This window comes from Paenibacillus sp. GM2 (genome assembly GCF_900069005.2).
Taxonomy (GTDB): domain Bacteria; phylum Bacillota; class Bacilli; order Paenibacillales; family Paenibacillaceae; genus Fontibacillus.
Genome location: NZ_LN831279.1, coordinates 3,090,306 through 3,116,568, shown reverse-complemented (window position 1 = coordinate 3,116,568; position 26,263 = coordinate 3,090,306). Strand labels below are relative to the sequence as shown.

The 26,263-nt window shown below is 47.5% G+C and carries 16 protein-coding genes; 14 read left to right on the top strand and 2 right to left on the bottom strand.

What is annotated here, in order from left to right; genetic code table 11:
- Positions 1–132: 132 nt before the first annotated feature.
- On the bottom strand, positions 133–1,062 hold the full coding sequence (locus tag BN1360_RS23830; RefSeq protein WP_068782319.1) for a helix-turn-helix domain-containing protein: 930 nt from the start codon (positions 1,060–1,062) through the stop codon (positions 133–135).
- 124 nt (positions 1,063–1,186) lie between these two features.
- Between BN1360_RS23830 and BN1360_RS23825 the strand changes: the two genes are divergently transcribed.
- From BN1360_RS23825 to BN1360_RS23780, 10 genes are all read left to right on the top strand, one after another.
- Entirely contained in the window at positions 1,187–2,524 is a 1,338-nt protein-coding gene (locus BN1360_RS23825) for a glycoside hydrolase family 30 protein (RefSeq protein WP_179013931.1), read from the top strand.
- 87 nt (positions 2,525–2,611) lie between these two features.
- The gene (locus tag BN1360_RS23820; protein WP_229521093.1) at positions 2,612–3,982 is read left to right on the top strand and encodes an MFS transporter; all 1,371 of its coding nucleotides are present in this window, start codon (positions 2,612–2,614) and stop codon (positions 3,980–3,982) included.
- Positions 3,983–4,023: 41 nt separating this feature from the next.
- A complete protein-coding gene (locus tag BN1360_RS23815; protein ID WP_068782316.1) occupies positions 4,024–6,300 on the top strand; it encodes a beta-glucosidase family protein in 2,277 nt (758 codons plus the stop codon).
- 229 nt (positions 6,301–6,529) lie between these two features.
- The gene (locus BN1360_RS23810; RefSeq protein ID WP_068782315.1) at positions 6,530–8,161 is read left to right on the top strand and encodes a response regulator; all 1,632 of its coding nucleotides are present in this window, start codon (positions 6,530–6,532) and stop codon (positions 8,159–8,161) included.
- A 7-nt stretch (positions 8,162–8,168) separates the two neighbouring features.
- The gene (locus tag BN1360_RS23805; protein WP_068782314.1) at positions 8,169–9,944 is read left to right on the top strand and encodes a cache domain-containing sensor histidine kinase; all 1,776 of its coding nucleotides are present in this window, start codon (positions 8,169–8,171) and stop codon (positions 9,942–9,944) included.
- 132 nt (positions 9,945–10,076) lie between these two features.
- Positions 10,077–10,994 carry a carbohydrate ABC transporter permease gene (locus tag BN1360_RS23800; RefSeq protein ID WP_229521092.1) on the top strand — a complete coding sequence of 306 codons (918 nt, stop codon included), beginning with the start codon at positions 10,077–10,079 and terminating at the stop codon, positions 10,992–10,994.
- Entirely contained in the window at positions 10,991–11,863 is an 873-nt protein-coding gene (locus BN1360_RS23795; protein ID WP_068782313.1) for a carbohydrate ABC transporter permease, read from the top strand. Before BN1360_RS23800 ends, BN1360_RS23795 begins: the two co-directional genes overlap by 4 nt.
- Before the next feature lie 116 nt (positions 11,864–11,979).
- Complete coding sequence (locus tag BN1360_RS23790) at positions 11,980–13,398, top strand: ABC transporter substrate-binding protein (protein WP_068782312.1); 1,419 nt, start codon at positions 11,980–11,982, stop codon at positions 13,396–13,398.
- Between the two features lie 94 nt (positions 13,399–13,492).
- Positions 13,493–14,593, top strand: coding sequence for a TolB family protein (locus BN1360_RS23785; RefSeq protein WP_068782311.1), 1,101 nt, complete (start codon positions 13,493–13,495; stop codon positions 14,591–14,593).
- Between the two features lie 53 nt (positions 14,594–14,646).
- On the top strand, positions 14,647–19,596 hold the full coding sequence (locus tag BN1360_RS23780; protein WP_068782310.1) for a sugar-binding protein: 4,950 nt from the start codon (positions 14,647–14,649) through the stop codon (positions 19,594–19,596).
- An 81-nt stretch (positions 19,597–19,677) separates the two neighbouring features.
- Here BN1360_RS23780 and BN1360_RS23775 read toward each other — a convergent pair whose 3' ends face one another.
- Positions 19,678–20,568 carry a helix-turn-helix domain-containing protein gene (locus BN1360_RS23775; RefSeq protein WP_068782309.1) on the bottom strand — a complete coding sequence of 297 codons (891 nt, stop codon included), beginning with the start codon at positions 20,566–20,568 and terminating at the stop codon, positions 19,678–19,680.
- Positions 20,569–20,797: 229 nt separating this feature from the next.
- Here BN1360_RS23775 and BN1360_RS23770 point away from each other — a divergent pair, with 229 nt between their 5' ends.
- The 4 genes from BN1360_RS23770 (at position 20,798) to BN1360_RS23755 (ending at position 26,263) form a co-directional block, all read left to right on the top strand.
- Entirely contained in the window at positions 20,798–21,853 is a 1,056-nt protein-coding gene (locus BN1360_RS23770) for a glycoside hydrolase family 88/105 protein (RefSeq protein ID WP_229521091.1), read from the top strand.
- A complete protein-coding gene (locus BN1360_RS23765) occupies positions 21,850–22,650 on the top strand; it encodes a polysaccharide deacetylase family protein (RefSeq protein WP_068782308.1) in 801 nt (266 codons plus the stop codon). Before BN1360_RS23770 ends, BN1360_RS23765 begins: the two co-directional genes overlap by 4 nt.
- Before the next feature lie 183 nt (positions 22,651–22,833).
- Positions 22,834–25,146: a helix-turn-helix domain-containing protein gene (locus BN1360_RS23760; protein WP_068782307.1), complete on the top strand. Its 2,313-nt coding sequence runs from the start codon at positions 22,834–22,836 to the stop codon at positions 25,144–25,146.
- A 202-nt stretch (positions 25,147–25,348) separates the two neighbouring features.
- Positions 25,349–26,263, top strand: a complete 915-nt coding sequence (locus tag BN1360_RS23755) for an ABC transporter permease (RefSeq protein ID WP_068782306.1) — start codon at positions 25,349–25,351, stop codon at positions 26,261–26,263.

The following is a 26,263-nucleotide window of genomic DNA, read 5'->3' as shown; positions in this document are numbered from 1 at the left end:
TCGGTGTATAGTCATAGATTATTATTATCACACTAAATTATGTTTTTTATCAAGGCACAAAACTATGAAATGAATCACAAAGTTTGAAATACATACAGAGTTTACATTTTGCCATAGTTTAGTTAACTGAGCTCAGGATTTGGAACCTTGATCAAAGAACACGATGCCGCCGAGCGTTTGTCGGTACTGGCGCGGACTCATGCCTGTCCAGCGTTTGAACTGCCGGCTGAAATGAGCGAGGCTGGAATAGCCTAGCATCGATGCGATCTGCGAGATATCCAGGTCAGGCTGGTGAATAAGCTGCTTGGCCTCGTGCAGCTTAAGCTCCGAAAGATATTTACGCGGGGAGATGCCATAGACCTTCTGGAAGACTTCAAGCGCATAGCCAGGGCTTATTTTAAGAGAAACCGCGATATCCTCAATATGAATTTCCCTCTCCCGAAGCCCCTCATTTTTCATATTCTCATGATTGAAATTGGATTTTAGCGATTCGGCAATGAGTCTGGCATAGTGGGCGGCTGTAGGCGGTACGGTTTCCTCAGAATTCGCGGACATCCGCTGGGCCAGCACGCTGAAGATTTCGAACAGGCCGGCCTGGATGCGGAACAGATCGGCGACGGTATATTCGCCTTCGCGCTGGGCCAGATGGACCCAGTTCATCATGCCTGCCCTCAGCCGTTCATTGTCCTCGGAGCCGCAGGGGTAGAACAGCTTGGCGTTCAGGCTCATCTCCTGACGGAAGAGCGGTTCATCCACATTAAAATGGGCAATGAAATAGGTTAATCCGCCTTCATCGGTACATCGGTTAATATGCTTGAAGCCTGGCGGAATCAGCAAAATATCCCCCTGATGCAGCTCATATTTCAAGTTCTCCAACAGGGTTATCTGAATTCCTTCAAGGATCAGAATCAGCTCAAAAGCAGGATGGGCCTCCTCGGGTACACTCCATCCGTTCTCCACCTTCTGCATATGGGCGCCAAATAATTTGACGTTCCAGTCGATGGCAGGAAGCCATTTTGAATGTGAAGATACATAGGAGCGATAGGGCTCAGGAATAATCATGTTCAGTACCACCTTGGATTAGGGCAAATTTCACAGGGATTTGCGTATCTTCATTTCGATTGCGATTTGTCATAATGAATGTACAGTAAAGAATGCTCTAATTCAAGCAAGGAGGAAATGAATAATGAGTTATCCCGTGGAATGGTATTCAACCTCAACGCAGGAGGCTTGGGCAGAGAAGAAGTCATTCTCTTATACAGAAGAAAGCGCTAACCTGTCGTTGAACGGCGAGCTGCATCAGTTGGTGGAAGGTTTTGGCGGATGCTTCAACGAGCTGGGTTATATAGCGCTGCAGCATCTGAGCGAGGAACAGCGTCATGAGATCTTCTATTCCTTATTTCACCCGGACGGCGACCATAAATTTACGATTTGCCGGCTTCCGATCGGGGCAAGTGACTATGCTGAGAAATGGTACAGCCACAATGAGACAGACGGGGATCTGGAGATGAAGTACTTTTCCATCGAGCGAGATTTCAAGTATCTTATACCGTACATCAAAGAGGCGCAATCCTATAATCCGGATTTGAAATTTTTCGCTTCTCCCTGGAGTCCGCCGACATGGATGAAGTACCCGAAGGCCTACAATTACGGGACTTTGCGCTGGGAGAAAGAAATTTTGGAAGCGTATGCGCTGTATTTCGTAAAATTTGTACAAGCCTACGAAGAGCAGGGAATCCCTATTCATCAAATTCACGTACAAAATGAAGTGATTGCCGATCAGAAATTTCCTTCCTGTGTATGGACTGGCGAGCAGCTGCGCGAATTTATCGCTGATTATCTCGGACCGGCCTTTGAACAGTATGGTCTCAATACAGAAATCTGGCTGGGAACGATCAATGCCCCTGACCCATGGGAGGAACTGTTAAAGAAGCGGACAACCGATTTTGACGATTATGCCGGAATTGTGCTGAGCGATCCGAAAGCGTATTCCTATATTAAAGGAGTCGGTTACCAGTGGGCAGGTAAAAATGCAATTAAGCGGACGGTTGACAGCTATCCCGAGCTGCGTTATATGCAGACGGAGAACGAGTGCGGTGATGGTGAAAACTCCTGGGACTATGCCAGATATGTCTATAATCTGTACCAGCATTACTTCTCCCATGGGGTTAATGCTTATATCTACTGGAATATGGTCCTGGAGCCGCGGGGACGGAGCACCTGGGGATGGGAGCAAAATTCCATGATAACGGTAGATCCGCAGACGAAGCAGTATACGTTTAATCCGGAGTACTATGTGATGAAGCATTTTGCCTATTTTATTGCTCCCGGCTCACGCAGAATAGGGCTTCAGGGGGCCTGGACCGGCAAATCCGTCGCTTTCTGCAATCCGGATGGAGAAATCGTCGTGGTCATTAATAATCCGTTCAAGGAAGCGCGCCGTTTGAATTTGAACGCGGGCGATCAGACGCTCAGCTTTGAACTGGAAGCGGGATCCTTTAATACAATTGTCATTAAAAAATAGCCTCAAAGCGGATATTTATTGCACTCTCTGTGGATTTTGCCGCGGAGAGTGCGATAGTCCTGACAGCATGAACAGGGGGATATGAGAGTGGATGCAAGTGAAAATAAGTACAATGAAGCAGGATATGTTCCTGTTTCCTTTAGAGAGAAGCTTGGTTATGGCATTGGTGATTTTACGACCAGCCTTGTGTTTACCGTAATTGGTACTTTTCTAAGCATTTTTTATACTGACATTATTGGAATAGCGCCGGCCGTGATCGGGACTATGATGCTTTTGGTTCGAGTTATTGACGGCGGTGCGGATATCGTAATGGGCGCTATCGTAGACCGGACAGACAGCAAGCATGGCAAAGCGCGGCCTTGGCTGCTATGGATGAGCGTGCCGTTCGGAGGAAGCTTGATCCTTTTGTTTTATGCGCCTGAGCTTGGACCGACCGGAGCAATTGTATACGCTTACGCAACTTATTTGCTGGTAAATTTGATCTATACAGCGATTAATATCCCTTACGGTACGCTGAATGCGCTGATTACCCAGGATCCATACCAGCGTTCTCTGCTGAATATTTTCAGAATGACGCTGGCTATGGCCGGAGCGGCATTAATTACTTTCGTTACGATGCCTATGGTGAATCATTTCGGCGGAGGCAAGACGGGCTGGTTCCTTGCTTTTCTGATTATTGGAGCGCTTGCGCCGTTTATGTATCTAATTACGTTTAAGGCGACGAAGGAGCGGGTTAAGCCTGTTGTTGCCGCTAAAAAGGTGCCTTTGAAGAGAGCGCTGCCCGCCTTGTTCCGCAATAAATACTGGCTGCTTATGGTGGCATTTTGTCTGGTTGTCTATATAGGCAGCGCTTTGACCAGCGGGCTGAATGCCTATTACGCCAAGTATATCTTGGAGAATCCCGATCTGGTAGGCCCATTGGGGCTGGCGAGTCTGCTGCCCATGCTGATCGGTATCCCGCTTACTGCACCGCTGGTCAAGCGCTTCGGTAAACGCAACACGGCTTTATCCGCCAGTGTGCTTGGAATGATAGGCATTGCGATCATTATGATCGACCCGTACAATTTCAACGTTATTCTGATTGGAACTGTAGTCAAGGCGTTATTCATGGCTCCGCTGGTAGGAACGATGTTCGCGATGCTGGCGGACACGATTGAGTATGGGGAATGGAAGACAGGCATTCGCTCCGAGGGATTGGTCTACAGTGCGGGCAGCTTCGGAACCAAGGTCGGGAGCGGTCTGGGAGGAGCGGCCGTAGGCTGGTCGCTGGCGTTTGGCGGATATGACGGAACGCTGGCCAATCAATCCGGGCAAGCCATTGAGGTGATCAAGATGGTGTACCTGTACGCTCCGCTGGTTATCAGCATTTTGGCAATCCTGATTCTTTATGTCTATCAGTTGGATAAGAAATTCCCAGCTATTATTCAAGAACTGAAGGAAATGACTCAAAACCAATAATGATATTCAAATTTCTGTATCTGTATGGGAGGTTATATAAAATGACGACAAGAGATATTCAATCGATTATTCGGCAGATGACGCTGCAGGAGAAAGCAGCGATGTGTTCGGGGGCCGACTTCTGGAATCTGAAGGGCATTGAGCGTCTGGGGATTCCTTCGATCATGGTAACCGATGGACCGCACGGGCTTCGTAAACAGATCGGCACAGCGGACCATCTGGGGTTTAACCAAAGTGTGCCGGCTACCTGCTTTCCCTCTGCAGCAGGGTTAGCGAGCAGTTGGAACCGGGAGCTGCTCGAACGGGTTGGAACGGCGCTTGGGGAAGAATGCCAGGCTGAGGATGTGGCGATTTTACTAGGGCCAGGTGCTAATATTAAACGCTCACCGCTCTGCGGCAGAAATTTTGAATACTTCTCTGAGGATCCGTATTTGTCTTCGGAAATGGCCGCTAGCCATATTCAAGGTGTGCAGAGCCAGGGCGTCGGGACTTCATTAAAGCATTTTGCCGCTAATAATCAGGAATATCGGAGAATGTCAACCGATGTAACAGTAGATGAGCGGACATTAAGAGAAATCTATCTGGCCAGCTTCGAAAATGCGGTCAAGCGATCGCAGCCGTGGACGGTCATGTGCGCATATAACAAGGTCAATGGGGAATTTGCCTCCGAGAATAAGCGCTTGCTTAGCGATATTTTGAGAGACGAGTGGAATTTTCAAGGATTTGTCGTATCTGATTGGGGAGCTGTCAATGAGCGTGTCGACGCCTTGCAAGCAGGGCTTGAGCTCGAAATGCCGACGAGCAACGGCGGCGGGGAAGCCAAAATCATCGCGACTGTCCGAAAGGGGGAACTGTCGGAGAAACGGTTGGATCAGGCGGTTGAGCGGCTGCTTCGAATTATCTTTAAAGCGATGGACGGCAAGAAGGAAAATGTGGTTTACGACAAGATGAAGCATCATGAGTTGGCTAAGGAAGCCGCGGTCGAGAGCACCGTTCTGTTGAAGAACGAGGGGCAGATTCTGCCCTTATCCAGGGCGAGCCAAGTGGCGGTCATTGGGGCGTTAGCTCAAACGCCGCGCTATCAAGGAGGAGGCAGTTCGCATATCCACCCTACCCGTCTGGATTATGCGCTTGAGGAAATTACCCACCTGGTTGGCAGTACGAAGGTGCGATATGAACCGGGTTATGCGCTTGAGCATGACGAAGTGGTGGAGGAGCTTATCCGGGATGCGCAGGAGGCAGCGAAGCAGAGCGATGCAGCCATCTTGTTTATCGGTCTTCCCGATCGTTGCGAGTCTGAGGGATACGATCGCGAACATCTGAGAATACCGTACAATCAGATTGCTTTGATTGAAGCGATCGCAGAGGTTCAGCCGAATGTGGTAGCGGTGTTAAGCAATGGAGCCCCCGTTGAGATGCCTTGGCTCGGCAAGGTCAAAGGACTTTTCGAAGCTTATTTGGGCGGACAGGCATCCGGAAGCGCAATCGCCGCATTGTTATTTGGCGAGGCCAACCCTTCAGGTAAATTAGCGGAGACTTTCCCGCTACGGCTTGAAGACAATCCGAGTTATTTGAATTTCCCGGGCGAAGGAGATCGCGTTGATTATCGGGAGGGGATCTTTGTAGGCTACCGCCACTACGAAGCCAAAAAGATTCAGCCGTTATTCCCGTTTGGGTTTGGGTTGAGCTACACTGCATTTACGTACCAGGATTTGGAGATCCATGCGGACGATATCCAGGATAATGAGGAACTGACGGTTACCGTCACTGTCCATAATGCCGGGAATCGGCCGGGACAGGAGATTGTACAATTGTATGTAAGGGATGTGCAAAGCACCGTCTTGCGTCCGGAGAAGGAGCTGAAGGGCTTCCAGAAGATTTTCCTGGAACCGGGAGCATCCCGCGCTGTCACTTTCCATCTGGATCATCGCGCGTTCTCCTACTACAACGTGGACATGAACAGCTGGCATGTAGAGACCGGGGAATTCGAAATACTGATTGGCAAGTCATCCGCGGAGATTGAACTGGCTCAAAAGGTCATGGTCAGATCGACAGCAGCTTTGCCGCTTCGGATTGATCGCAATACCCTGATCTGCGATTTATTGGCCGATCCGTCTGTGGGTAGTAAAGCACGGCAGGAGCTAGATCATATTCTATTAACCCATCCGTTTGCAAAATTGCAGGAAGATAAAGAATTCAGCGGAATGATGGAGGCGATGATCAATAACCTGCCGCTCCGGGCCTTGAGCACATTTAGCGGCGGCTCCTTCACAGAAGAGATAATGAATGAGATGATCGCCAGGCTTAATCGTGGCTAGCAAGCGGCAGCGCTCTCTTTTTACGTAAAATGAACTTGCAGACTTCATTGTAAGGCGATAGCTTTTTAGCTATCGCCTTTTTGCTATAAGCATGGAAAATATCATACTCCCCAAAGAATTGATCATCGACAAGACCCGAATGCGGATTGCATAATGAAAAATAGTAACCCATTGCACCTATAATTTATGGGAGAATCGTTCCATCGCGTCAAGGAGGGGACTGACAGGAATGTACACTATATTGGTAGTAGATGATGAGGCGATTGTATGCCAAGGCATCAAGGAATTTCTGGAGATATCCGATTTAAGCATCACGCAGGTTTTGATTGCCTCCAACGGTTACGAAGCCTTGGATTATTTGCGGATGGAGTCTATTGATCTCGTGCTGACAGATATTCAGATGGATGGGATGAACGGGATCGAGTTGATGGAATCTATTTTATCCGAAAAACCGGATATTCCCGTTGTTGTCATATCGGCACATGATGAATTTGAATATGCGCAGCAATGTATACGGCTAGGGGCAAGGGATTATTTAATCAAACCTGTTCAGTTGTCACAATTGACCAAGGTGGTTGGCGCCGAGCTGTCAAACCGCGATAAAAAATATAAGCGGCTATTGGAAGAATCATTAAAGCTTAAATTCTCGATGACGGGAATGTTATCTTTGCGATCCTATATTTTAAATGAAGTGATTGCCGGATCATTGGAAAAATCCGATGATTATCTATTTATTTTTGAACAAATTGGTCTAAAATTTGAAGGTCCTTATTACCTGCTGCTTGTTACCGAGCTCTCATGGGGGCGCTCCGGAGCCGAGGAGGAGGTTATCCAGAAGCTGAGGGACCGCAATTTGCTGAAGTATGCGACAGTTAATATTATCGAAGAGACATTGGCGGACTGGAATGCGGTAGCTTTTTATGGCCAAGGCAATCAAATCATTACCATCATGCAGTTTAGCGAGGCGGATCATAAAGAGCGGGATCAGGAGCATGTAGCGAAAATGAATTTGATCGGGAAAAAGATCGTTACGCATATTCAATCCTACTTGCATTTAAAGGCGGTTGTTGGCATTAGCTCTATAAGGCCTGGACTGCACATACTCCCAGAAAGCTATCGTGATTCGGTCAAAGCTGTCAAATGGCATGCGTTATATGATAATCATAATGTTTTTTACGCCGAGGATTTTTCTTTGAAGGAAGCGTCGGGTCAGGTGAATTGGCAAGAAAAAACAGAACAATTGGCGCAAAGGATAAGAACCGGAAAAAAACTGGAGGGGGTACAGGAGGATATTCAATGTTTTATCTCGGAGATTTCCCCTGTTTTTGATAGCAATGACTCGACTGCGGGCATCCCGTTAAGCATTGCTTACAGAGTTTACACCGTTTTATTGGAAATGAAAGAGACGATAGGTGAAAAATATATAGAGCTTGATCCCATCCTGTACTTTCGGTTTCCGCTTACAGGCTCAGAGATCAAGGATCGGCTCTGTGCCTTTTTAGCGGAGGCTGCCGAGCTTATCCTTGCATCATTGGCGGATCGTGATCAGGCGATCGTTCAGCAATCGGTTGGATATATCCGCTTGAATTTCCGAAATAAGGGGCTGAAAATACAGGATATTGCTGATTCTGTGCATTTGAGTCCAAACTATCTGAGTTATTTATTCAAGCAAATTGTCGGTGAGACGGTATGGGAATTCGTGACCAGGCTGCGACTGGAGGAAGCCAGATACCTGCTCGTCAGCACGCCAAAAAAACGCTATGAAATTGCGGATGAAGTTGGTTATGAATCACCCGAGCATTTTAGCCGTGTGTTCAAAAGATATTATGGGGAGAGCCCTAATTCCGTCCGATCGGAGTGAAACTACATTGTTTAGAAGCCTGCAATCACAACGATTAACGAAGAAGGCTGTACTTTTTGTCATCGTATTTATCTTCATTCCCATGCTTCTCATTTTCTGGTTTGCTTCCAATCGCGCCTCACTCTCGATCAAAATGCAGGTGGGGGAAGCCTTGTCCGAATTGAACAAACAAAATCATGCGACGATGGATCGCGTCATGGATGCTGTAGATCAGAAGCTGGTAACCATCATGAGCTCCGATACAATCCAGCAATGGAGAGACGACAGCCAATCCGGTGTTGACCGAAGCTTGCACAAATACATCGCAACGGAGAATGTACTTAGCAATTATTCGACTAATGTGAACTATTCTTTGTTCGTGCTGACCAAGCACCCTGGAAACTATGAGTTTGCACCTTCTACTCATGTATCCGGCGCAGGTGTCTTTTTTATCGAGAGTCTGGATGAAAAAGCTTGGATTCGAAAAGCGGCAGAGATGGATGGAGAGGTCCTGATAGAGCATATTGAGCAATTTGGCTTCAATCAGGATTCGCACAAAACGATAGCCCTAATAAGGGCTGTTATAGACCTTTCTCATGGCGGGAAACCGATCAGTGTTATAGCAGCCACAGAAATCGAAAAATTGCTGATGACGGAAATAAACTCTATTACCCTCCCGGTAGATACAAGAGTATATCTAACAGATAGGAAAGGAACGGTATTGGTAGGCCTAGATGCTGTGGGACCAACCTTCACCATACCTGAGAATGGTAAAGAGCTTTTGCCCGGCGTATGGGTTACGGAAAGTCATATGTACGTCTACCATGACAGTGTTTCGTATGCCAATCGGCTTATTTATGAGATTCCGCTCCGCTCATTATTAGGTTCCTATAATGAAGTACAAGGGATTATACGGATCATCGCGGTATGTTATTTCATCGTTCTTTTGTTCTTCTTATTCTATTTAGGCAAGTCAGTTCTAAGACCGTTGGCGAGATTGGCCAGTCTCTCCCGTTCCTATGAACCAGGTAAAGAAATGAAAAGATATGCGGAAGAAGACCGCAAGGATGAAATTGGCACTTCATACCGTTCATTTTATTTGATGACAGAACGATTGAACCAATTGGTCAAAGAAAAATACGTAATGGAAATCAAGCAAAAAGAGTCTGAACTGAATTTGATGCATTCCCAAATCACGCCGCATTTGCTGTACAATACGCTAGATTCCGTCTATTGGTACGGGCTTCGCGGGGGCGTACCAGAGGTCGCGGACATGGTCAGGGATTTGTCCACGATGCTGCGGATCGGCCTAAGCCGGGGCAAAGAAATCATTACGATTCGGGAAGAGTTGAGCCACGTCGAGGCCTATTTGCATCTGCAGGAAAAGCGTTACAATCACTCCTTCCGCTTCCACATCCATACGGAAGAAGGAACGGATTACTGTTTGCTGCCAAAAGTCATTATGCAACCCCTCGTGGAAAATAGTATTCTCCATGGCATCGGAAAAATGGATGGGGAGGGGGAAGTCTGGATCGGCATAAGTGTTTCCGGAGACTCCTTGTTTATATCCGTTGAGGATAACGGTTTTCGTCCCCTTGATTTGGAGAAAGTTGAGGCGATTCTGTCAGGCACGGCTGATCCAGATAAAGGTTTTGGCATCCGCAATGTACATAAACGAATTCAGTTAAGGTTCGGAAAGGAATATGGACTGACTTATTTCGCACGGGAAGAGGGCGGAACAAGAGCATTGATCAAGCTTCCCGTAATCCAGTCCGAGCAAGAACTCGCCGTCTATATCGCCTGATTTGGAACCGCCCGGGGAAGGGCGGTTTTTTTTGGATAGAATCCGTCATGGAGTTGAGAGGAGCCGTCATGGGAAGCGTATCCACCTTTCTATAAAATAAGTGGTATACCAACATAGAAAGGATGTGGGGGGGTGTTCTCGCAATTCGACAGGGTTGAGCAAAGAGACTTGGTACACCCGCTTATCAAAAAAAGCAAAGATTACATGTGGGGGATTCTATTCCTGCTGCCGGCACTTATCGTCTTTTGTTTGTTTCTTTGGACACCGATTGTTAAAGGGGTAATATACAGCTTTATGCGGGTAGACTTCGTTGGCGGCAATGAATTTATTGGTCTGAACAATTACCGTGAGGTTTTGGCGAATAGTACCCTTCTAATCTCGATCAGAAATACGCTTTATTATATGCTGCTTTGCGTACTGCTTGGCTTCTGGGTCCCCAGTATCGTTGCCATGGCAATCTCCGAGCTGCGCCGGTTTCAAGGGGGGATGCGGTTAATTGTGTATTTGCCGCATATCGTTCCAGCTGTCGTGCTTTATGGCATGTGGCAATGGCTGTACGATCCACTAGGACCGGTGAATCAAATCGCAGCCTGGCTTGGTAGTCATCAATTTATGTGGTTAACCGATAAAAGCATAGCTATGCTCTCCATTGTGATCGCAGAAACGTGGCAAGGATTTGGTGGAACGACGCTGATCTATTTGGCAGCTATTGTAGGCATCCCCAAAGATTTGTACGAGGCAGCCGAAATCGACGGAGCGGGAGTCCTGCAGCGAATCCGCCATATTACGATTCCTGGCATTCGCCACATTTATGTCTTAATGTTCATCATGCAGTTGATCAGCACGTCACAAGGTTTTATGACTCATATGGCTCTCACCGGTGGCGGTCCGAACAACTCAACGCTTACGTATATGTACCAGATCATTAATGAAGCATTTACGAATTTGAATTACGGAAGAGCTTCGGCGATGGGAGTGCTGATGTTTCTGGTGCTTACCTCGCTCTCGATGGTACTTTATTACATTCAAGGAAGGAGCAAAGAAGCATGAGCAATCGGGAACGCAGTATTATGTCTTCGTTTGATTTCAAAAAAAGGACGGTTCAGATCGGGTATGCGCTTATGCTGCTTGTGCTTCTTGCACTTGCCGTGACCATGCTGTATCCATTTGCAACGACGGTCTTCTCTTCTTTTAAGACGAATCAGGAAATATTTACGTTTCCACCCAGCCTATTCCCGCATCAATTTCAATGGAGCAATTATATTGAGGGATTCAAATATGTGGATATAATCCGGCCTTTTATAAATACGCTGCTTCTTTTTGGCGGAAATGCCGTTGTTTCTTTAATGATCGTTAGTCTCGCAGCGTTTAGTCTCTCCCAGATGAAGCTTCCGTTTCGCAAGGGAATCACGATCTTTATTATGAGCACGCTCATGATCCCAAGCGCGACGTATATGATTCCTAACTTTTTAAACCTGCAAAGCCTTGGATTGATCGACTCCTATTGGGCATTCTGGTTGCCGGCAGGGGCGAGCGCATTTAACATTATGCTGTTAAGAAGCTTTTTCGATGGCATTAACAAGGAATTATTCGAAGCGGGCCGCCTGGATGGGGCATCCGAACTTCGCTGTTTTTTCCGGCTTGCCATACCGATGTCTGTTCCGGTGTTCTCGACTTTGCTTATCTTTGCATTCACATCGACATGGAATGATTGGTTCTGGCCGTCGCTTGTCTTGACCTCGCCCGAGAAATATCCGCTTGCGACCGTGGTGTACCGCGATGTTATTCAGTCTTTCGTCATGACCTGGAATGTGAAGTTCAGTGTGCTGACGGTAATTATGATACCGCCGCTGCTCTTCTTTCTGTTCTTTCAGAAAAATATTATGCATGGTCTGAACCTGTCAGGCGTCAAGGGGTAACAGAGTTCCGTGAATCCATCATCACAATCCGTGGATCCATCATCGATTCGAAAATAGCGTCCAAGTATGATGGAGGTGCAACCTACCTTATTGCAATTCAGAAAGGGGAAAAACGAGTGAAAACCAATAAAAAGAATCTGCTTCTCATTGCACTGCTTGCTTTTTCGGTGGTCGTAAGCGCTTGTGGCAGCGGGAATAACGGCAGTAAAGAACATGGGGCTTCCGGAGAATCGTCTGCCGACTCTAATAAGGAAACCAAAGCGGCGCCAGTTACGATGACGGTTCAGTTTCCAAAGGCGGATAATCTGGCAGGGATTGAGATTATTAACAAAAGGCTCGATCGGTTCCAGGAGCAGTATCCTAATGTAACGTTAAAAAAGAATGATTGGCAATATTCGCCGGATGAAATCGGTATTAAAATGGCAGCTCATCAAGCACCCTCTTTTTTCCGGGTACCTGCAACCGAAGGAAAGGTATTGCTAGAGCATCAATGGCTGACAGATTTAACGCCGTTCCTGGCTAATTATGAGCATGCCAATGATTTCAACGAGAAATTGGCAAGCCCATTTATGATTGATGGGAAGATGCACGCCATCCCAGCCAATGGTTATATCATGGCGGTTATGATCAATAAAAAATTATTCGAAGAGAAGAATGTTCCACTGCCAACGCCGGACTGGACCTGGGATGATTTCTATGCGGCGGCAAAAGCAACGGCCGACCCTGCTAAAGGCATTGCCGGATTTGCGATGATGGCCAAAGGCAATGAGGGCGGATGGAACTGGACTAATTTCTTGTACAGCGCAGGGGGCACCACGCAAGTTGTAGCCGATGGCAAGGTTTCTTCGGCCTTCAACTCCGAAGCGGGCGTGAAGGCGATGGAGTTCATGAAGCAACTAAGGTGGGAGGGCAATGCGCTTCCGCAAAACTGGGCTTTGAACTACGGTGACGTCTATAATTTATTCAAGCAAGGCCGGGCAGCGATGGTGCTGGGCGACCGCATCGAAGATGCGATCAATAACGGCGGCATGAAGAAAGAAGAACTGATTATTCTGCCAATCCCGTCGATGGAAAAAGGCGGCGATCACACCGGTGTGCTCGGTGGAAATTATGATGTGATTAATCCGCAAGAACCGGCGGAAACACAGCAAATGGCCTTTAATTATGTCACTTTCGATTTGTTCAAAGACAGCGGGCTTGATGAGCTGAAGCTGGTCCTGGAAGACCGGAAAGCTAAAGGTCAAGTCTACATGTATGGAGCACCTGCTTACTATAAACCGGACTCGGAATATGGCAAAAAAGTTGAAGAACTGGTCAATCAATATCCGGATAACGTGTTTAGGTATGATCCTGAGGTTACCCAATTAATGAAAGGCGTTCCGGAGCCTTCGTACAATGGTCAAGAGTCGTATGCGGAATTGACGAACGTCCTGCAGGAGGTATTTTCAAACAAAGATGCGGATGTAAAGGCCTTGCTCGCTGCGGCAGCAAAGAAGATCGACGAGGAAGTGCTTTCCAAGGTCGTTATCAAATAGCTGTCATAATTTTTAATAGCCCCGCTTCTCTTCACGCGTATCTTCGTTCAAGATGTTCGAAGAGAGTGGGGCTTACAAGACAGGAGGGAGCTTCATGCTTAAGAGAAGATCATTCACAGACCCAACTTCGGGACTGCCGATCCTTGCAATCGGGTGTGAAGGACATGATACAGCGCATCATTATATGACGGCTATGACCTGGCTCTCGGATAGCCGGCATCTGATCGTTCATACGGATATCGATCGGCAAACATTGACGGGAAATGTTGCTCGCGTCGATTCGGAAACGGGAGATGTACAGGTGCTGGAGGAAGGGTTGACTTGGGGACGTGGCGTCGTTTCTTGCGATGATGTTTTATATTTGTTCGACAAAAATGAACTTTACGCTATGGATGCCTGGAGCGGTGAACGCCGAACAATTGGCCTGCTTGAATCCAATTGCACATTTCTGGGACCCTTATCGATTACGAATAACGGCAAGGTATTGGGTGTTTATTGGCAAGAGAATCAGCGATTGATATCCTCTGAACCTGCATTAAGAGAAACGTATTGGATCATCGGCACGGTGGATACCGAAAGCGGGGAAATTCGTGAGGTCATTAGACCGAATTTTGCAGAACCCTACCCTGTAGCCAATCATGCCATGATTAATCCGGTTGATCCGGATTTATTGTTTTACTCCCATGAAGGCGCAACGGAACACATCCCGGATCGGTTATGGACTGTAGATGCCAGAACGGGAGTCGCTCGCAATATTTTTTCGCAAAAAAAAGATGAATACGGTCAGCATGTGGAATACGTGGGACATGAAATTTGGGCTTTCGACGGCAGCGGCTTATACTTCGTGAAGTATCCTCATAGCCCGGACCAACCTTCGGGCATTTTATTCGTGGATCAGCATGGAAAGCGGCATGAATTCATCAATGGAGACTACAGGTATTGGCATGTTGGCATTAGCCCCGATGGCCGATACGCGGTTGCGGATACACAGGAGCCAGGCATGTCCAAGATCGTGCTCATCGATATAGAGACAAGGCGTTCCAAACTTCTGTGCGAGCTGCCTTGCCGTGGGGTCCATCCGGGGCATCCGCATCCATCGTTCAGTCCGGACAGTCGGAAGATTACCTTTACGTTCTCCGATGTGAGTGACGTGCTTTGGGTTGGCATTATGGATCTATGCAATTGCAATAAATGAAAACGCTTACTATTCGGGGGTTGAAATGATACTGCAGAGGGAGGTAAAAGGATATGGCAATAAAAAAGTGGATGTTAAGCTCCATGTTGGTTTTGCTATTATTGACCTGGCCTATGAACGGACTCCTATTCAATAGCAAGTTGGCAGCATATGCAGATGAATCTTTACAGAGCATAGTCATTGGCAATTTTGAAAGCGATGAAGAGGTGTGGAATCTTAGCTTGGGAACTGAGTTCCCCGGAGCGAAAGGCGAATATATACGGGATTCAACGGTGTCCCAATCGGGTGTGTACGCTGGTAAGCTGCATGGGGATTTTAGCGGTGGCGGAAAATACGTAGCGATAGGCAGAAATTTCACTCCGTTAGATATGCAGAAGCTTGAATTTTGGGTTAAATCTGCCGATGCAACAGCGATCGTACTGCGAGTAACGGATTCAACCGGTCAGGTGCATCAGCAGAAAATATCCATACCTTTAGCTGCAGTTTGGCAGAAGATCGAAATTACGAACTTCAACGGTGGAGCAAGTTACCTCCACTTCAATGGAGCTAACGATGGCGTGTGGCACGGACCTGCGCAGGGGATCGGGATTCTGCTGGAGAAAGCCGGATTGAGCAGTAATCAGTCGAGCGGAGACGTGTGGATTGATGCGGTATCTGCTATCGCTCCCCAGCAAGCTCCTCTATGGGAAAACAAGATCGGAACTTTCGAGGACGGTTTTGATATATGGAAACTGGGTCTTGGCACCGATTTTCCAGGAGCAAGCGGCCGATATGTTCGAGATGCGCTTGAACCCAAATCGGGATTATATGCGGCTAAACTACAGGGAGATTTCACTGCTGGCGGCAAATATATTACGCTCGGTAAGAGCTTATCACCGCTTTCGATACAAAAGATTGCATTCTGGATAAAAACGGCGGATGCGTCTTCGATCTCACTGCGCTTGAAGGATGCAACCGGACAAGTACATCAGCAAAAACTCTCGTTAAAACCAACGATAAACTGGCAGAAAATCGAAATTTATAAATTTGACAGCGGTCAAAATTATCTGCATTTCGGTGGAGCGAACGATGGCAAATGGCATGGTCCCATCCAGCAAATTGAATTTTTATTGGAAAAGTCCGGGTTGAACAGTGGCAAATCAAGTGGAGAGATCCTATTGGATAATGTTGTGTTAACAGCGCCTTATCCCGATCTGTCAATCCAACAGAGCAGAATGGGAAATATTTTCTTGGAAAATGAACCTGTCGCCTTCCAAATCACAACGCAAGGAGATGCTGTGAGTTGGAGGATGTACGATCATTTGGATCATAAGGTGTTGGAGGGAATTGAAGGGGTACAGGGAGGGCAATTGAATCTATCCATTCCTTTACAACAGCTGGGTTATTTTAAATTATCGATCGACGCAGTGAAGAATGGCCAGATGATCAAAAGCTCGGAGATATCTTTGGCTCGTCTATCCAATACGGATCCAACTGTAACGGACAGTTCTCCGTTTGGCATGTCGACACACCTTGCATGGGAAACCCCTCAAGGATGGACTCCTGAGTTAAGCGAATTGCTGACCCGGGCTGGCGTCAAAAACTTTCGAGATGAGATACCTTGGGATGCAGTCGAATACGAAAAAGGGAAGTACCGCAAGCCTGCTAATCGCGATGCTTACATGCAAAGAACACAACAGGATGGTCTCAAACCATTCATCATCCTTGACTATACCCATCCATTCTATGATCAGAACAGTACGCCATATACGGATCAAGGCCGTCAAGGATTCGCCGATTACGGGAAAGCCCTGTTGAATCTGTATGGAGATCAAATCCCTTGGGTCGAAGTTTATAACGAATTTAACGGCGGATTCGGTGACCGTGGCAACGGTCCCGCTGACTCTCGCCCGGATTATTACTTCCAGCTGCTAAAGAAAACCTATGAAACGGTAAAAGCTGCCAGACCCGATGTCACGGTGGTTGGGATGGCTACTGCCGGTACGCCACTCAGCTGGATGGAGGAGGTGTTCAAGCTTGGAGGGCTGCAGTATATGGATGCTGTCTCCATTCACCCATACCAAAGCCAGCGATCTCCGGATGGCATTGTTGATAACGTGCGCAGCACGCAGGACCTGATTCGTCAGTATAATCAAGGGCAATTGAAGCCGATTTGGTTCACCGAGGTTGGATGGCCGACGTCTATTGGCGGCATTGGCATTAGCGAAAATACACAAGCCGATTATCTCGTGCGCACTCATGTCCAGGCACTTGCAGAGGGTGTTGAAAAAGTGTTCTGGTACGACTTGATGAACGATGGCATGGATAGCGGTTACCATGAAGATAACTTCGGCATCTTGCGGAATGCGAATGACCCGAAAGGAGCATTTACGCCGAAGCCTGCATATGCGGCTTATGCGGCGATGACTAGAGAGCTTATCGGTGCCCAATTCGTTGATCGGGAATCCTTCGATGCGAATATATCGAGCTATAAGTTTAACAAGGACGGTCAGAACTTGCGGGTCATCTGGGCCAATACCCCCGTACAAACGGTGATCAATACGAATTCTCAGATTCAAATCATGGATATTATGGGGAATACCGAGACGTACACACCGATGGAAGGCAAAGTGTATTTGACGCTTACTGAAGAGCCGATTTACATCAAAAGCGATATTGATGACATTGCTATGGACACAACCTTCAACCTAACAGGAGATGAGGCGGTAGTTGGCGAGCCTATCGCACTTAAAATGGAGATGAATAATGCTTCAAGCAAAGCGCTCTCCGTTTCGTTTACGGTTGAAGGGGAATCGTACCCATTGAGCGCGGAAGCAGGCCAGAAAGCTTCGCAGACTTTTACTCTACCTGGATGGAGAGAAGAAGGTACCCGATATCTCAAAGTGGATTTGACCGCGAATGGAAGGAAAATCGGTCATTTAAAGCATATCATTCAGGCTGCTCCATCATATAGTGTCCGGGTCACTCCTACGATTACAGAGGTGAGTTCGAAGAATGAAGGCTTGAAGGTGCAAATCAATAACCATTCAAAGGCGCAAGGGCTCAGCGTTCAACAAATAGATTGGAAGTTCGGTAATCAATCCGGCAATCAAGCCATAGACTTGGTAATCCCGCCGGATACTATAGATACAATAGATATTCCGCTCCATGGTTTTGACTTTGGAGCTAGCTATCCGGTCCAAGTCACTATATATCTTGACGGAAAAGAACCTTTTGTTTATGAAGGAAACTTTGACTTCAATCCGATCATTCGCGGTACGGTTGAGGTGGACGGTACCGTTGACCCCGGCGTCATCGCACAAACCCCGATCGTCGAGCTATCCAAGGGAACGGTCAAAATGCAGAATTATACCGGTCCGGCCGATTTGGACGGCAGCATATGGGCGAACTGGGATTCGGATAGTTTCTATTTGACGGCAAAAATAAAGGATGATGTTCATTCCGCTCCTGCAAGTGGAGAGGAAATCTGGAAGAACGACAGCATCCAGTTTGCTATGATGGCTGGGATTCCAGGAGAGAATAGGGGCTATTATGAGCTGGGAATTTCCGATACGCCGCAAGGACCGCAAATCTTTCGTTGGCTGTCACCGGATTCCGGTGCTAAAGGACTTGTAACGAATGGCTCCTTGCAGGTAATAAGAGATGAAGTGCAAAAGCTTACGATCTATGAAATGGCACTTCCTTGGTCAGAGATTTCACAGGTCAAACCGAGTACGAATGAAGCCCTAAGTATCTCTTTCCTTGTGAACGATAATGATGGGCCGGGGCGGAAAGGGTATATCGAATGGGGTTCCGGAATCGGGGAGGTCAAAGATTCCAAGAAATTCAGAACTGCGCAATGGATCCATGATGCAGCTTCTCCAATCATCACGGTTCAAGGTGTTGCAGAAGGAGAAAGTTATGCAGATGAGGTCATTCCGGTTGTGACGGTGGAAACGGAGGAAGGTCAAGCTCTAGAAGCTCGGATTCTGTTGGATGGAGAACCATGGACGTCCGGTACACCAATCACGGCTAAAGGGGAGCACCTCTTGGTCGTGCAAGCGGGTGATCCGGCAGGAATAATAACCGAGCAAAAATTGACGTTCAAGCTATACCATAGCACGATACTGGAGACTTCAGACGTTGAGGGAGGGGCCAATGACACGGTGCTGCTGCAAGCTAAGCTGCATGATAAGAACGGTCAAGCGATCTCCGGGGAAAATGTATCCTTTGCTGTGTACGGGGGTGAGCCTATTGGAGAGGCAGTAACCGATGCGGATGGGATTGCAATGTTGAATTACAAGATCCAAATACAAGCCGACCCGAATCAAGAGACTATTTACCCGCTTCAAGCTTTCTACAGCCAAAATGATGCGGCATATCTCTTGGGCAGCGAGGGAACCGGACAGTTGAAAGTGAATCCATCGCCAAGGCCCGATCCGAAAGGTATCCCTGGCAAACCGGTTCTCTCGGACAATCAAGGATACAATACAGGAATAAAGGACGGGACGTATGCGATAGCCATGAACATGTGGTGGGGAAATAACGGTACCACCTATAAATTGTATGAGAATGACGTACTGATCGATACGCAGTCCCTCACGGATCATTCGCCAAATGCGCAAACTGCCGTCACATCCAATCTGCTTCGAAAAAACGGAACTTATCGTTACTATGCGGAGCTTACCAATACATCAGGCACGACGAGAAGTGATGTTCATACGGTAACCGTTACAGAAGCGGCTCCGGCTGTACCCATTCTATCCCATGATAACTGGGATGGTAATGGGAACTTTAAAGTCAGTATGAATATGTGGTGGGGAACAAACGGTACGACTTACCGTTTATACGAGAATGGGATTCTCATCGATACGCAAGTGCTTAATGATAGAACGCCAAATGCACAAACTACTATTACGGTTATTCATGACAAACCTGTTGGCACGTACGAATATCGATGCGAGCTTGCTAATGATTCCGGTGCAACATCCAGCGAGAAAATGATCGTTGTAGTCACGAAATGATTTAATCTGACGGTCCCTCATGTTTAATACGTGAGGGGCTTTGTTTTTTTGATCCAACATTCATTGTTAAACTAGCAGGCCTTAATCATTCCGGTTTTGCTTGCGAAATGCGTTCGGCGTTACACCCGTTTCGGTTTTGAACGTATGGAAGAAATGCGAGAGATCGCCAAAACCGACGGCGGAAGCGATCTCAGTCACAGAGAGCGGTGTATCCCTGAGCAGTCTTTTGGCCTGATTGATCCGATATAACGTCAAATAGCGGTTTAAGGAATGTCCGGTGGCCTGTTTGAATTGCTCGTACATATGTGAACGGGAGACATTAAATTGTTCATGAAGGCGACTAACCTCAATCGGCTCGGCATAATACGCAGACAAGTAGCTTAAAAGGCGCTCTGCTAAATGAAATGCGCTCTGCTCATGATCATCAGCACCCGGGTCAGAATGCTGTTCTCTTGCCAGCATAACGAACAGTTCAGCAAGCAGCGCATGCATCGCCGTCTCGTAGAAATCCGGATGTTCAGTAACCTCGCGGGCAAGCTGCTGGAGTATCGTCTGAAGCTTAGCCATCTTGCTGTCTGATAATTGCCAGATGGGCTGCAGCTTAGGTTCGGCAAGCAGCATGTCGATACAGCGCTTCATATCGGGGGCCTGGGACAAAGTTTGTACATAACGTTCATCCAGTGCCAGCACGATCCGGTGCAGAGGTTTTGTACCGACGACCGAAGAGCGGTGCAGCACATATGGCTTGATGATGGCCACTGTTCCTGGAAGCAGCGGGTACATGCGGTCTGCGATCAACAGTTGTCCTTCCCCTTCCAGGCAAATATAGAACTCGTATCCCCGATGGGCATGCATCTTATTTTGGCCGATTATTCCATCGCGAAAAAAACAATGGACCGGAAAATCATCCAGAAAGCGATTCGTCTCGTTATCTACTTGATAGTCGGCAGAGATATAACTTGCATCCATCATATGAAGTCTCCGTTCCAAAGGAAGATGTTAAGCGTATGATTTGAAATCATATAGCTCCAATTTCAAACATTGGGACTTAAGTAGATTTTAGCATGTTTTGTGAAAGCGTTCTCTGGAATTCCGGAAAAATCCCCATAATTTTTGTACAAGAGACCAAGCGGAGTATTATTAAATCCTTTACAGTTAAAGCAGGCGCCAACCAATTCAATGAGGATTAGGAAGTGGACAGATGGATAAGAAGTCTAAATTCAAGCAACGGGCTGAGCATGTCTTTCATCGTATGATTGATGTTCCGGCGGATGACTGGGGAATGAATATTGAAAGCTGGGATTGGGTACCGGGGGTCGGAGTCATTTCAATTCTGGAATATGGGCAATTGACAGGCGACGCCACAGCGATTGAATACTTACAGCGGTGGACGGAACGCAATAAACATAAAAGCGAGCAGGTAAAAGTCATTAATTCAATGGCGCCGTATGCGATTTTTCCGGCATTGTATCGGATGACCGGGGAACAGTGGTACTTGGACACCGCGACGAAAATTGGGGATTGGATGCTGACGGAAGCGCCCCGTACTCGCGATGGCGCTTTTGAACATACGGTTACGGAGGATGCTCAATTCTCCGATCAAGCATGGGCGGACACGTTATTTATGGCGGTGGTCTTCTTGGCGAGACTTGCAAGGCTGACCGGGGACAGCAAGTATGCGAAAGAAGCGGAATTCCAATTGCTAGTCCATTTACGGTTGCTGCAGGATCCGGAGACAGGCGTGCTGTTTCACGGATGGAATGGCAGCGAAGGCCATCATATGTCCGCCGCCCGTTGGGCCCGCGCTAATGCTTGGGTTATTCTGGCGGCACCCTGGATTGCCGCAGAAATCCGGGACTTGATTCCGTTATCTGATGAAATTGTGAAACGCTATCAGCAGCTGGCGGCAGGCCTGCGGCAGTATCAAAGAGACAGCGGCTTATGGAGCACGGTGTTGGATCAGTCCGGGTTTGTCGAGGAAACATCCGGAAGTGCAGGGATTGCAGCAGGATGGTTAGCCGGAGTGCGCATAGGCTGGCTGGATGCTGTGTACAAAGAAGCGGCCGAGAAGGCGCTGCAAGGTGTAGAGGAATTCATTGCGCCGGACGGAACCGTAGAAGGCGTCTCCGGAGGGACGCCGGTGATGCCGGATATCCCGTCCTATCATCAAATCCCGTGTTATCCAACTTTATATGGTCAGGGACTGGTACTTATCCTGTTATCACTAGCATATACGGAGACGGGGGAATCCCTATGAACAATGTTCTGCTCGCTTTCCCCGAAGGGAAGCATAAGGTGCTGACACTTAGTTATGATGACGGTAGAACGGCGGACCGACGGCTGGTTCGTCTGCTGAATGACTATGGGATCAAAGCGACCTTTCATCTGAACTCGGGACTTGCGGGAGAGGGGGATAGAATCCCGTTGGATCAAGCTGCAGAACTCTACCGGGACCACGAAATTGCAGCGCATACGGTGAATCACCCTACGCTCGCCAGATGTGCAAGAGAGCAGATCGTCAGCGAAATTATTGAAGACCGGAGAGTGTTGGAGAAAATAACGGGTTATCCGGTCCGCGGATTTTCCTATCCCAATGGATCGCTGAACCGTCAAATCAAAGAATTGTTGCCGGCTCTGGGCATTGATTATGCGCGTACGGTGGCAAGCCATGGCGCTTTCCACATGCCGGATGATCTGATGGAGTGGAATCCAACCTGCCATCATAATCAGAATTTGCTTGCCCTGACAGAGCCATTCAAGCAGCTTGACCGGAGACAGTATCTATATTTGATGTATGTATGGGGACATAGCTATGAATTCGACCAGGACAACAATTGGGAGTTAATCGAAAGCTTCTGTGAATCGGTCGGTCGTCGTGATGACATCTGGTATGCCACCAACATCGAGATCACGGATTACCTGAATTGTTACCAACATCTTCGTTTTGCAGCTTCTATGGAGTTTGTATATAATCCTTCCGCTGACTCCGTATGGCTTGATGCCGGCGGAACGATTATTGAAGCCAAAGGCGGCAGCCGGACGCAACTGCTCTAGCTTAGCAAGATATTCGCCGCTACTCTATTATCCCTTTTGAACTGTGATGCTCTTTTTTGGATAATCATAGATTCAGAAGGGTTTTTTTCTATCAGCAGATATTCAGGGCAATTATAGAATGATATATTAATTTCAAAATGGAGTGGATTAATTCAATCTTACAGGCAAATAGGGGGGACTTGCATGCGATTAAGTATTTCCGGAAAGGTCATGATCATCTATGGTTCCATTTGCATTGTCATTATCATCCTGGCCTTTAGCTTGTCTTATTTTGGCATGGTGGGACGTCTGCAGCGTGATTTGAAGGAGACGCACATTGCATTGCTCAAGCAAATCGATAACAGAATCGAGCTTGTGTTTCGGGCAACTGAAAAGGATCTGCTTAATCTGTCGCAGGAGCTTGAATACGTATATTTTATGTATGACAGCTATGAAGATCCCTCCCAAAAATATGCCAATTCCTTCGGCTTATCTAATAAATTGCAAACCCTGGTTCACGCCAATGAGCAATTATCTTCTGTTTTTGTCTATTCGGATACGAGCGGCGATATGATGACCGACAAGGCGTTAATCAAGAACAATGAATTCGAGGACAACTGGCTGCAAAGCTATATCGAAATGGAAGGCTACTCGAAATGGATCGGTACGCATAAGGTGCGGGATGGGGAGAAATTGCAGGATGTCATTACACTGATCCGTCCTTATCCATTGATCAGCAATCCGGGCTACCGTAAAGGGCTGGTCGCTGTAAATATCAATGAGGATGTACTCTACCGGATGGTTAGCGATGTATTTGAAGGCGGCCAGGACGGAGTACATACCTTTATTATTGACGACAAAGGGAATATCGTGACTCATGACGATAAAACGCAGCTATACAAAAATGTGACGGACATTCCTTATATGAAGCAGGTTCTGGATAAAACAGAGAGCGGACAATTCACGGCCGAAGCAAACGGAGGCAAGCAATCGGTCTTTTATATCACGTCCAATTATACAGGTTGGAGAATCGTCAGTGTAATTCCTGAAGCGGAGTTATATCAGCCGCTGGAATCGCTCCGCAATCTGATGGTCGCGATTGTCATCATCATGCTTGTGTTGGCGCTGTCCGTCCTGTTTTACGTGAATCGGCGCACCTTCAAGCCCCTTGACCGGTTAGCCGTTAAAATGACGGGAGCCTCCAGGCAGGGCAAACCGGGTTACACTGTGAAGCTGGATTATCTGGAGAAGGTATTTGACCAAATGCATGTTGACCGCAAGCAATTGGAACAGCAGGTACGGGATTCCAAGCCGATCGTGAAGTGGAGAATGGTGATGGATGTGTTAACGGGTTATCGGACTGAATTTGAATCCGTCAATCGGCAATTGGAATATTCGGGCTTTCCACTATTCCCGCAAATGTTCATTGTCTGTGCGGCAGAAATCGGCAAAGACAGCGGTATGAGCGCCAAGGATGAAACCCTGTACACCTACATGCTCTGTAATGTCGCTGAGGAATTGATCAATATGGAGACCGCGGGTGTAGCGATAGATACCGGTTCAGGGCGGGCCGCGATGATTATCAGCTTCGCCGAGGGAGATGCCGAGCAGAACCATCTTCGCGCATTGGCCATTCTGGAGCTGGTGCTGGATATTATGAAGCAGCAGTTCGGACTGTTGGTGACTGTCGGAGTAGGCAGATGTTATGGAGATATACGCGATATTACAACCTCTTATGCCGAAGCACAAAAGGCGCTGGAATACCGGCTGATCCTGGGCAGCCAAACTGTTATTTCCTTTGAGGATCTAAGCGGCTCGGAGCATCAGGACTTTTACCGCATTCTGAAGATGACGGATCACATTATTGAAGCCTTGAGACAAACCGAGATGGAGAAGATAGCGCATCAGGTTTCCCGCTTATATCAGGATGCAATTGAACATGGCTTGTCTCCGGAGCTGATACGCCACTTCTCCTATGAATTGGTGATGAAATCGCTGCAGGCTGTTGCGGCCACTGGCGTTGATGTGGATGAAATCATGGATAATATGGGCAGGATTCACACGCGCATCTATCGCAGCCGCAACTGGCAGGAGCTGGAGCAAATGGTGCTGAATATTCTTGTGCAAATGGCGGGCAGGGTTGAAGAGAGACGCAAGCAGCGCGGCAGCAATAAATTGATCTTGGAAATGCTGGCATATATTGAAGAACACTTCCGGGAAAGCGAATTTTCTTTGGCACATCTGGCGGAAACGTTTGGGCTCAGTCCGACCTATATCAGTAAATTGTTTAAAGAGCATACGGAGAAGAATTTCATCGATTATTTAATAGAGACCCGGATTCATGCAGCGCTTGGGCTGTTGACGGACAAAAATCGTAAAATTAATGATATTGCCGAAGAGGTCGGTTATATCAATACGCGCAGCTTCCTGCGGGCATTTAAGAAATATACAGGTATGACGCCTTCCGAGCAGCGTGAGCTACTGCAGAATTCAACGACCAAAATCGCCTTGGAATAGGGTTTGTTGCGCTTGAATCATAAAAAAATGAACGGACCATAAAAAATGCGACCTGCCCATGAATAAGAAAAGTCACTAAATATAAAACCCGTCTCTTTTCGGCTCCCCCGGCCCTTCATACAATCAGAATTGTAGCTGCGGATCAATTTGCATGTCATGTTGCGAAAGGGTGAGACTTTATGTGGCGAGAGGAAGAGAAAGTATGAGCGGGCAGTCAGTTTGGGGTCGGGTGATTCGGGATAAGCATTTATATTTGATGCTGTTGCCTGTGATCCTGTTTTATTTTCTATTTAAATACGTTCCGGTGGTCGGAGAGATTATTGCTTTTAAGAATTACAGGTTTGCAGACGGTATATTCGGAAGCGAGTGGGTTGGATTCAAGCATTTTCAAATGATATTCCAAAGCTCGGATTTCTGGAGAATACTCAGAAACACGCTCGTTCTGAATTTGTACAGTCTTGTATTCGGCTTTCCTGTTCCGATTATACTGGCGCTGCTTCTCAATGAGGTTCGGCGGAACTGGTATAAACGTATTGTGCAAAACATGCTGTATATCCCGCATTTCATGTCCTGGGCTGTGCTCGGTACCATTGTCGTGGCCGCGTTATCGCCAAGCACGGGGATTGTGAATCTTCTGCTGAAGAGGCTGACCGGAGGCGAGACGATCTATTTTATGGCAGATTCATTCTGGTGGCCAATCGCCTATACGATCTCGGGCATTTGGCGTGAAGCGGGATGGGGGACGATCCTGTACCTGGCGGCGATGGCCTCGATCGATCCCCAGCTGTATGAGGCAGCTAAAATCGATGGAGCCTCGAAGCTGCGGCAAATGTGGCATGTGACACTGCCCGGTATCCGCGGTACAATTGCGATTCTGCTGATTCTCAGAATGGGGCAAATGATGGATGTCGGATTGGAGCAAACCCTGGTGCTGCAGAACAACTCCGTATTGGATGTCGCCGATGTGATCAGTACGTATGTATACCGGGTGGGGCTGCAAAATATGAACTATAGCTATACGACGGCGATTGGACTCTTTCAATCGGTCGTAAGCGTGATTCTTGTTCTGACCGTTAACCGGTCTATCCGACTCTTCGGGGAACGGGGGTTGTGGTAG

Bases quoted from the DNA above. Each gene is read 5' to 3' on its own strand.
- BN1360_RS23755 (WP_068782306.1), top strand. From the start codon at position 25,349: ATGAGCGGGCAGTCAGTTTGGGGTCGGGTGATTCGGGATAAGCATTTA.
- BN1360_RS23830 (WP_068782319.1), bottom strand. From the start codon at position 1,062: ATGATTATTCCTGAGCCCTATCGCTCCTATGTATCTTCACATTCAAAA.
- BN1360_RS23780 (WP_068782310.1), top strand. From the start codon at position 14,647: ATGGCAATAAAAAAGTGGATGTTAAGCTCCATGTTGGTTTTGCTATTA.
- BN1360_RS23795 (WP_068782313.1), top strand. From the start codon at position 10,991: ATGAGCAATCGGGAACGCAGTATTATGTCTTCGTTTGATTTCAAAAAA.
- BN1360_RS23785 (WP_068782311.1), top strand. From the start codon at position 13,493: ATGCTTAAGAGAAGATCATTCACAGACCCAACTTCGGGACTGCCGATC.
- BN1360_RS23810 (WP_068782315.1), top strand. From the start codon at position 6,530: ATGTACACTATATTGGTAGTAGATGATGAGGCGATTGTATGCCAAGGC.
- BN1360_RS23770 (WP_229521091.1), top strand. From the start codon at position 20,798: ATGGATAAGAAGTCTAAATTCAAGCAACGGGCTGAGCATGTCTTTCAT.
- BN1360_RS23765 (WP_068782308.1), top strand. From the start codon at position 21,850: ATGAACAATGTTCTGCTCGCTTTCCCCGAAGGGAAGCATAAGGTGCTG.
- BN1360_RS23775 (WP_068782309.1), bottom strand. From the start codon at position 20,568: ATGATGGATGCAAGTTATATCTCTGCCGACTATCAAGTAGATAACGAG.
- BN1360_RS23760 (WP_068782307.1), top strand. From the start codon at position 22,834: ATGCGATTAAGTATTTCCGGAAAGGTCATGATCATCTATGGTTCCATT.
- BN1360_RS23825 (WP_179013931.1), top strand. From the start codon at position 1,187: ATGAGTTATCCCGTGGAATGGTATTCAACCTCAACGCAGGAGGCTTGG.
- BN1360_RS23815 (WP_068782316.1), top strand. From the start codon at position 4,024: ATGACGACAAGAGATATTCAATCGATTATTCGGCAGATGACGCTGCAG.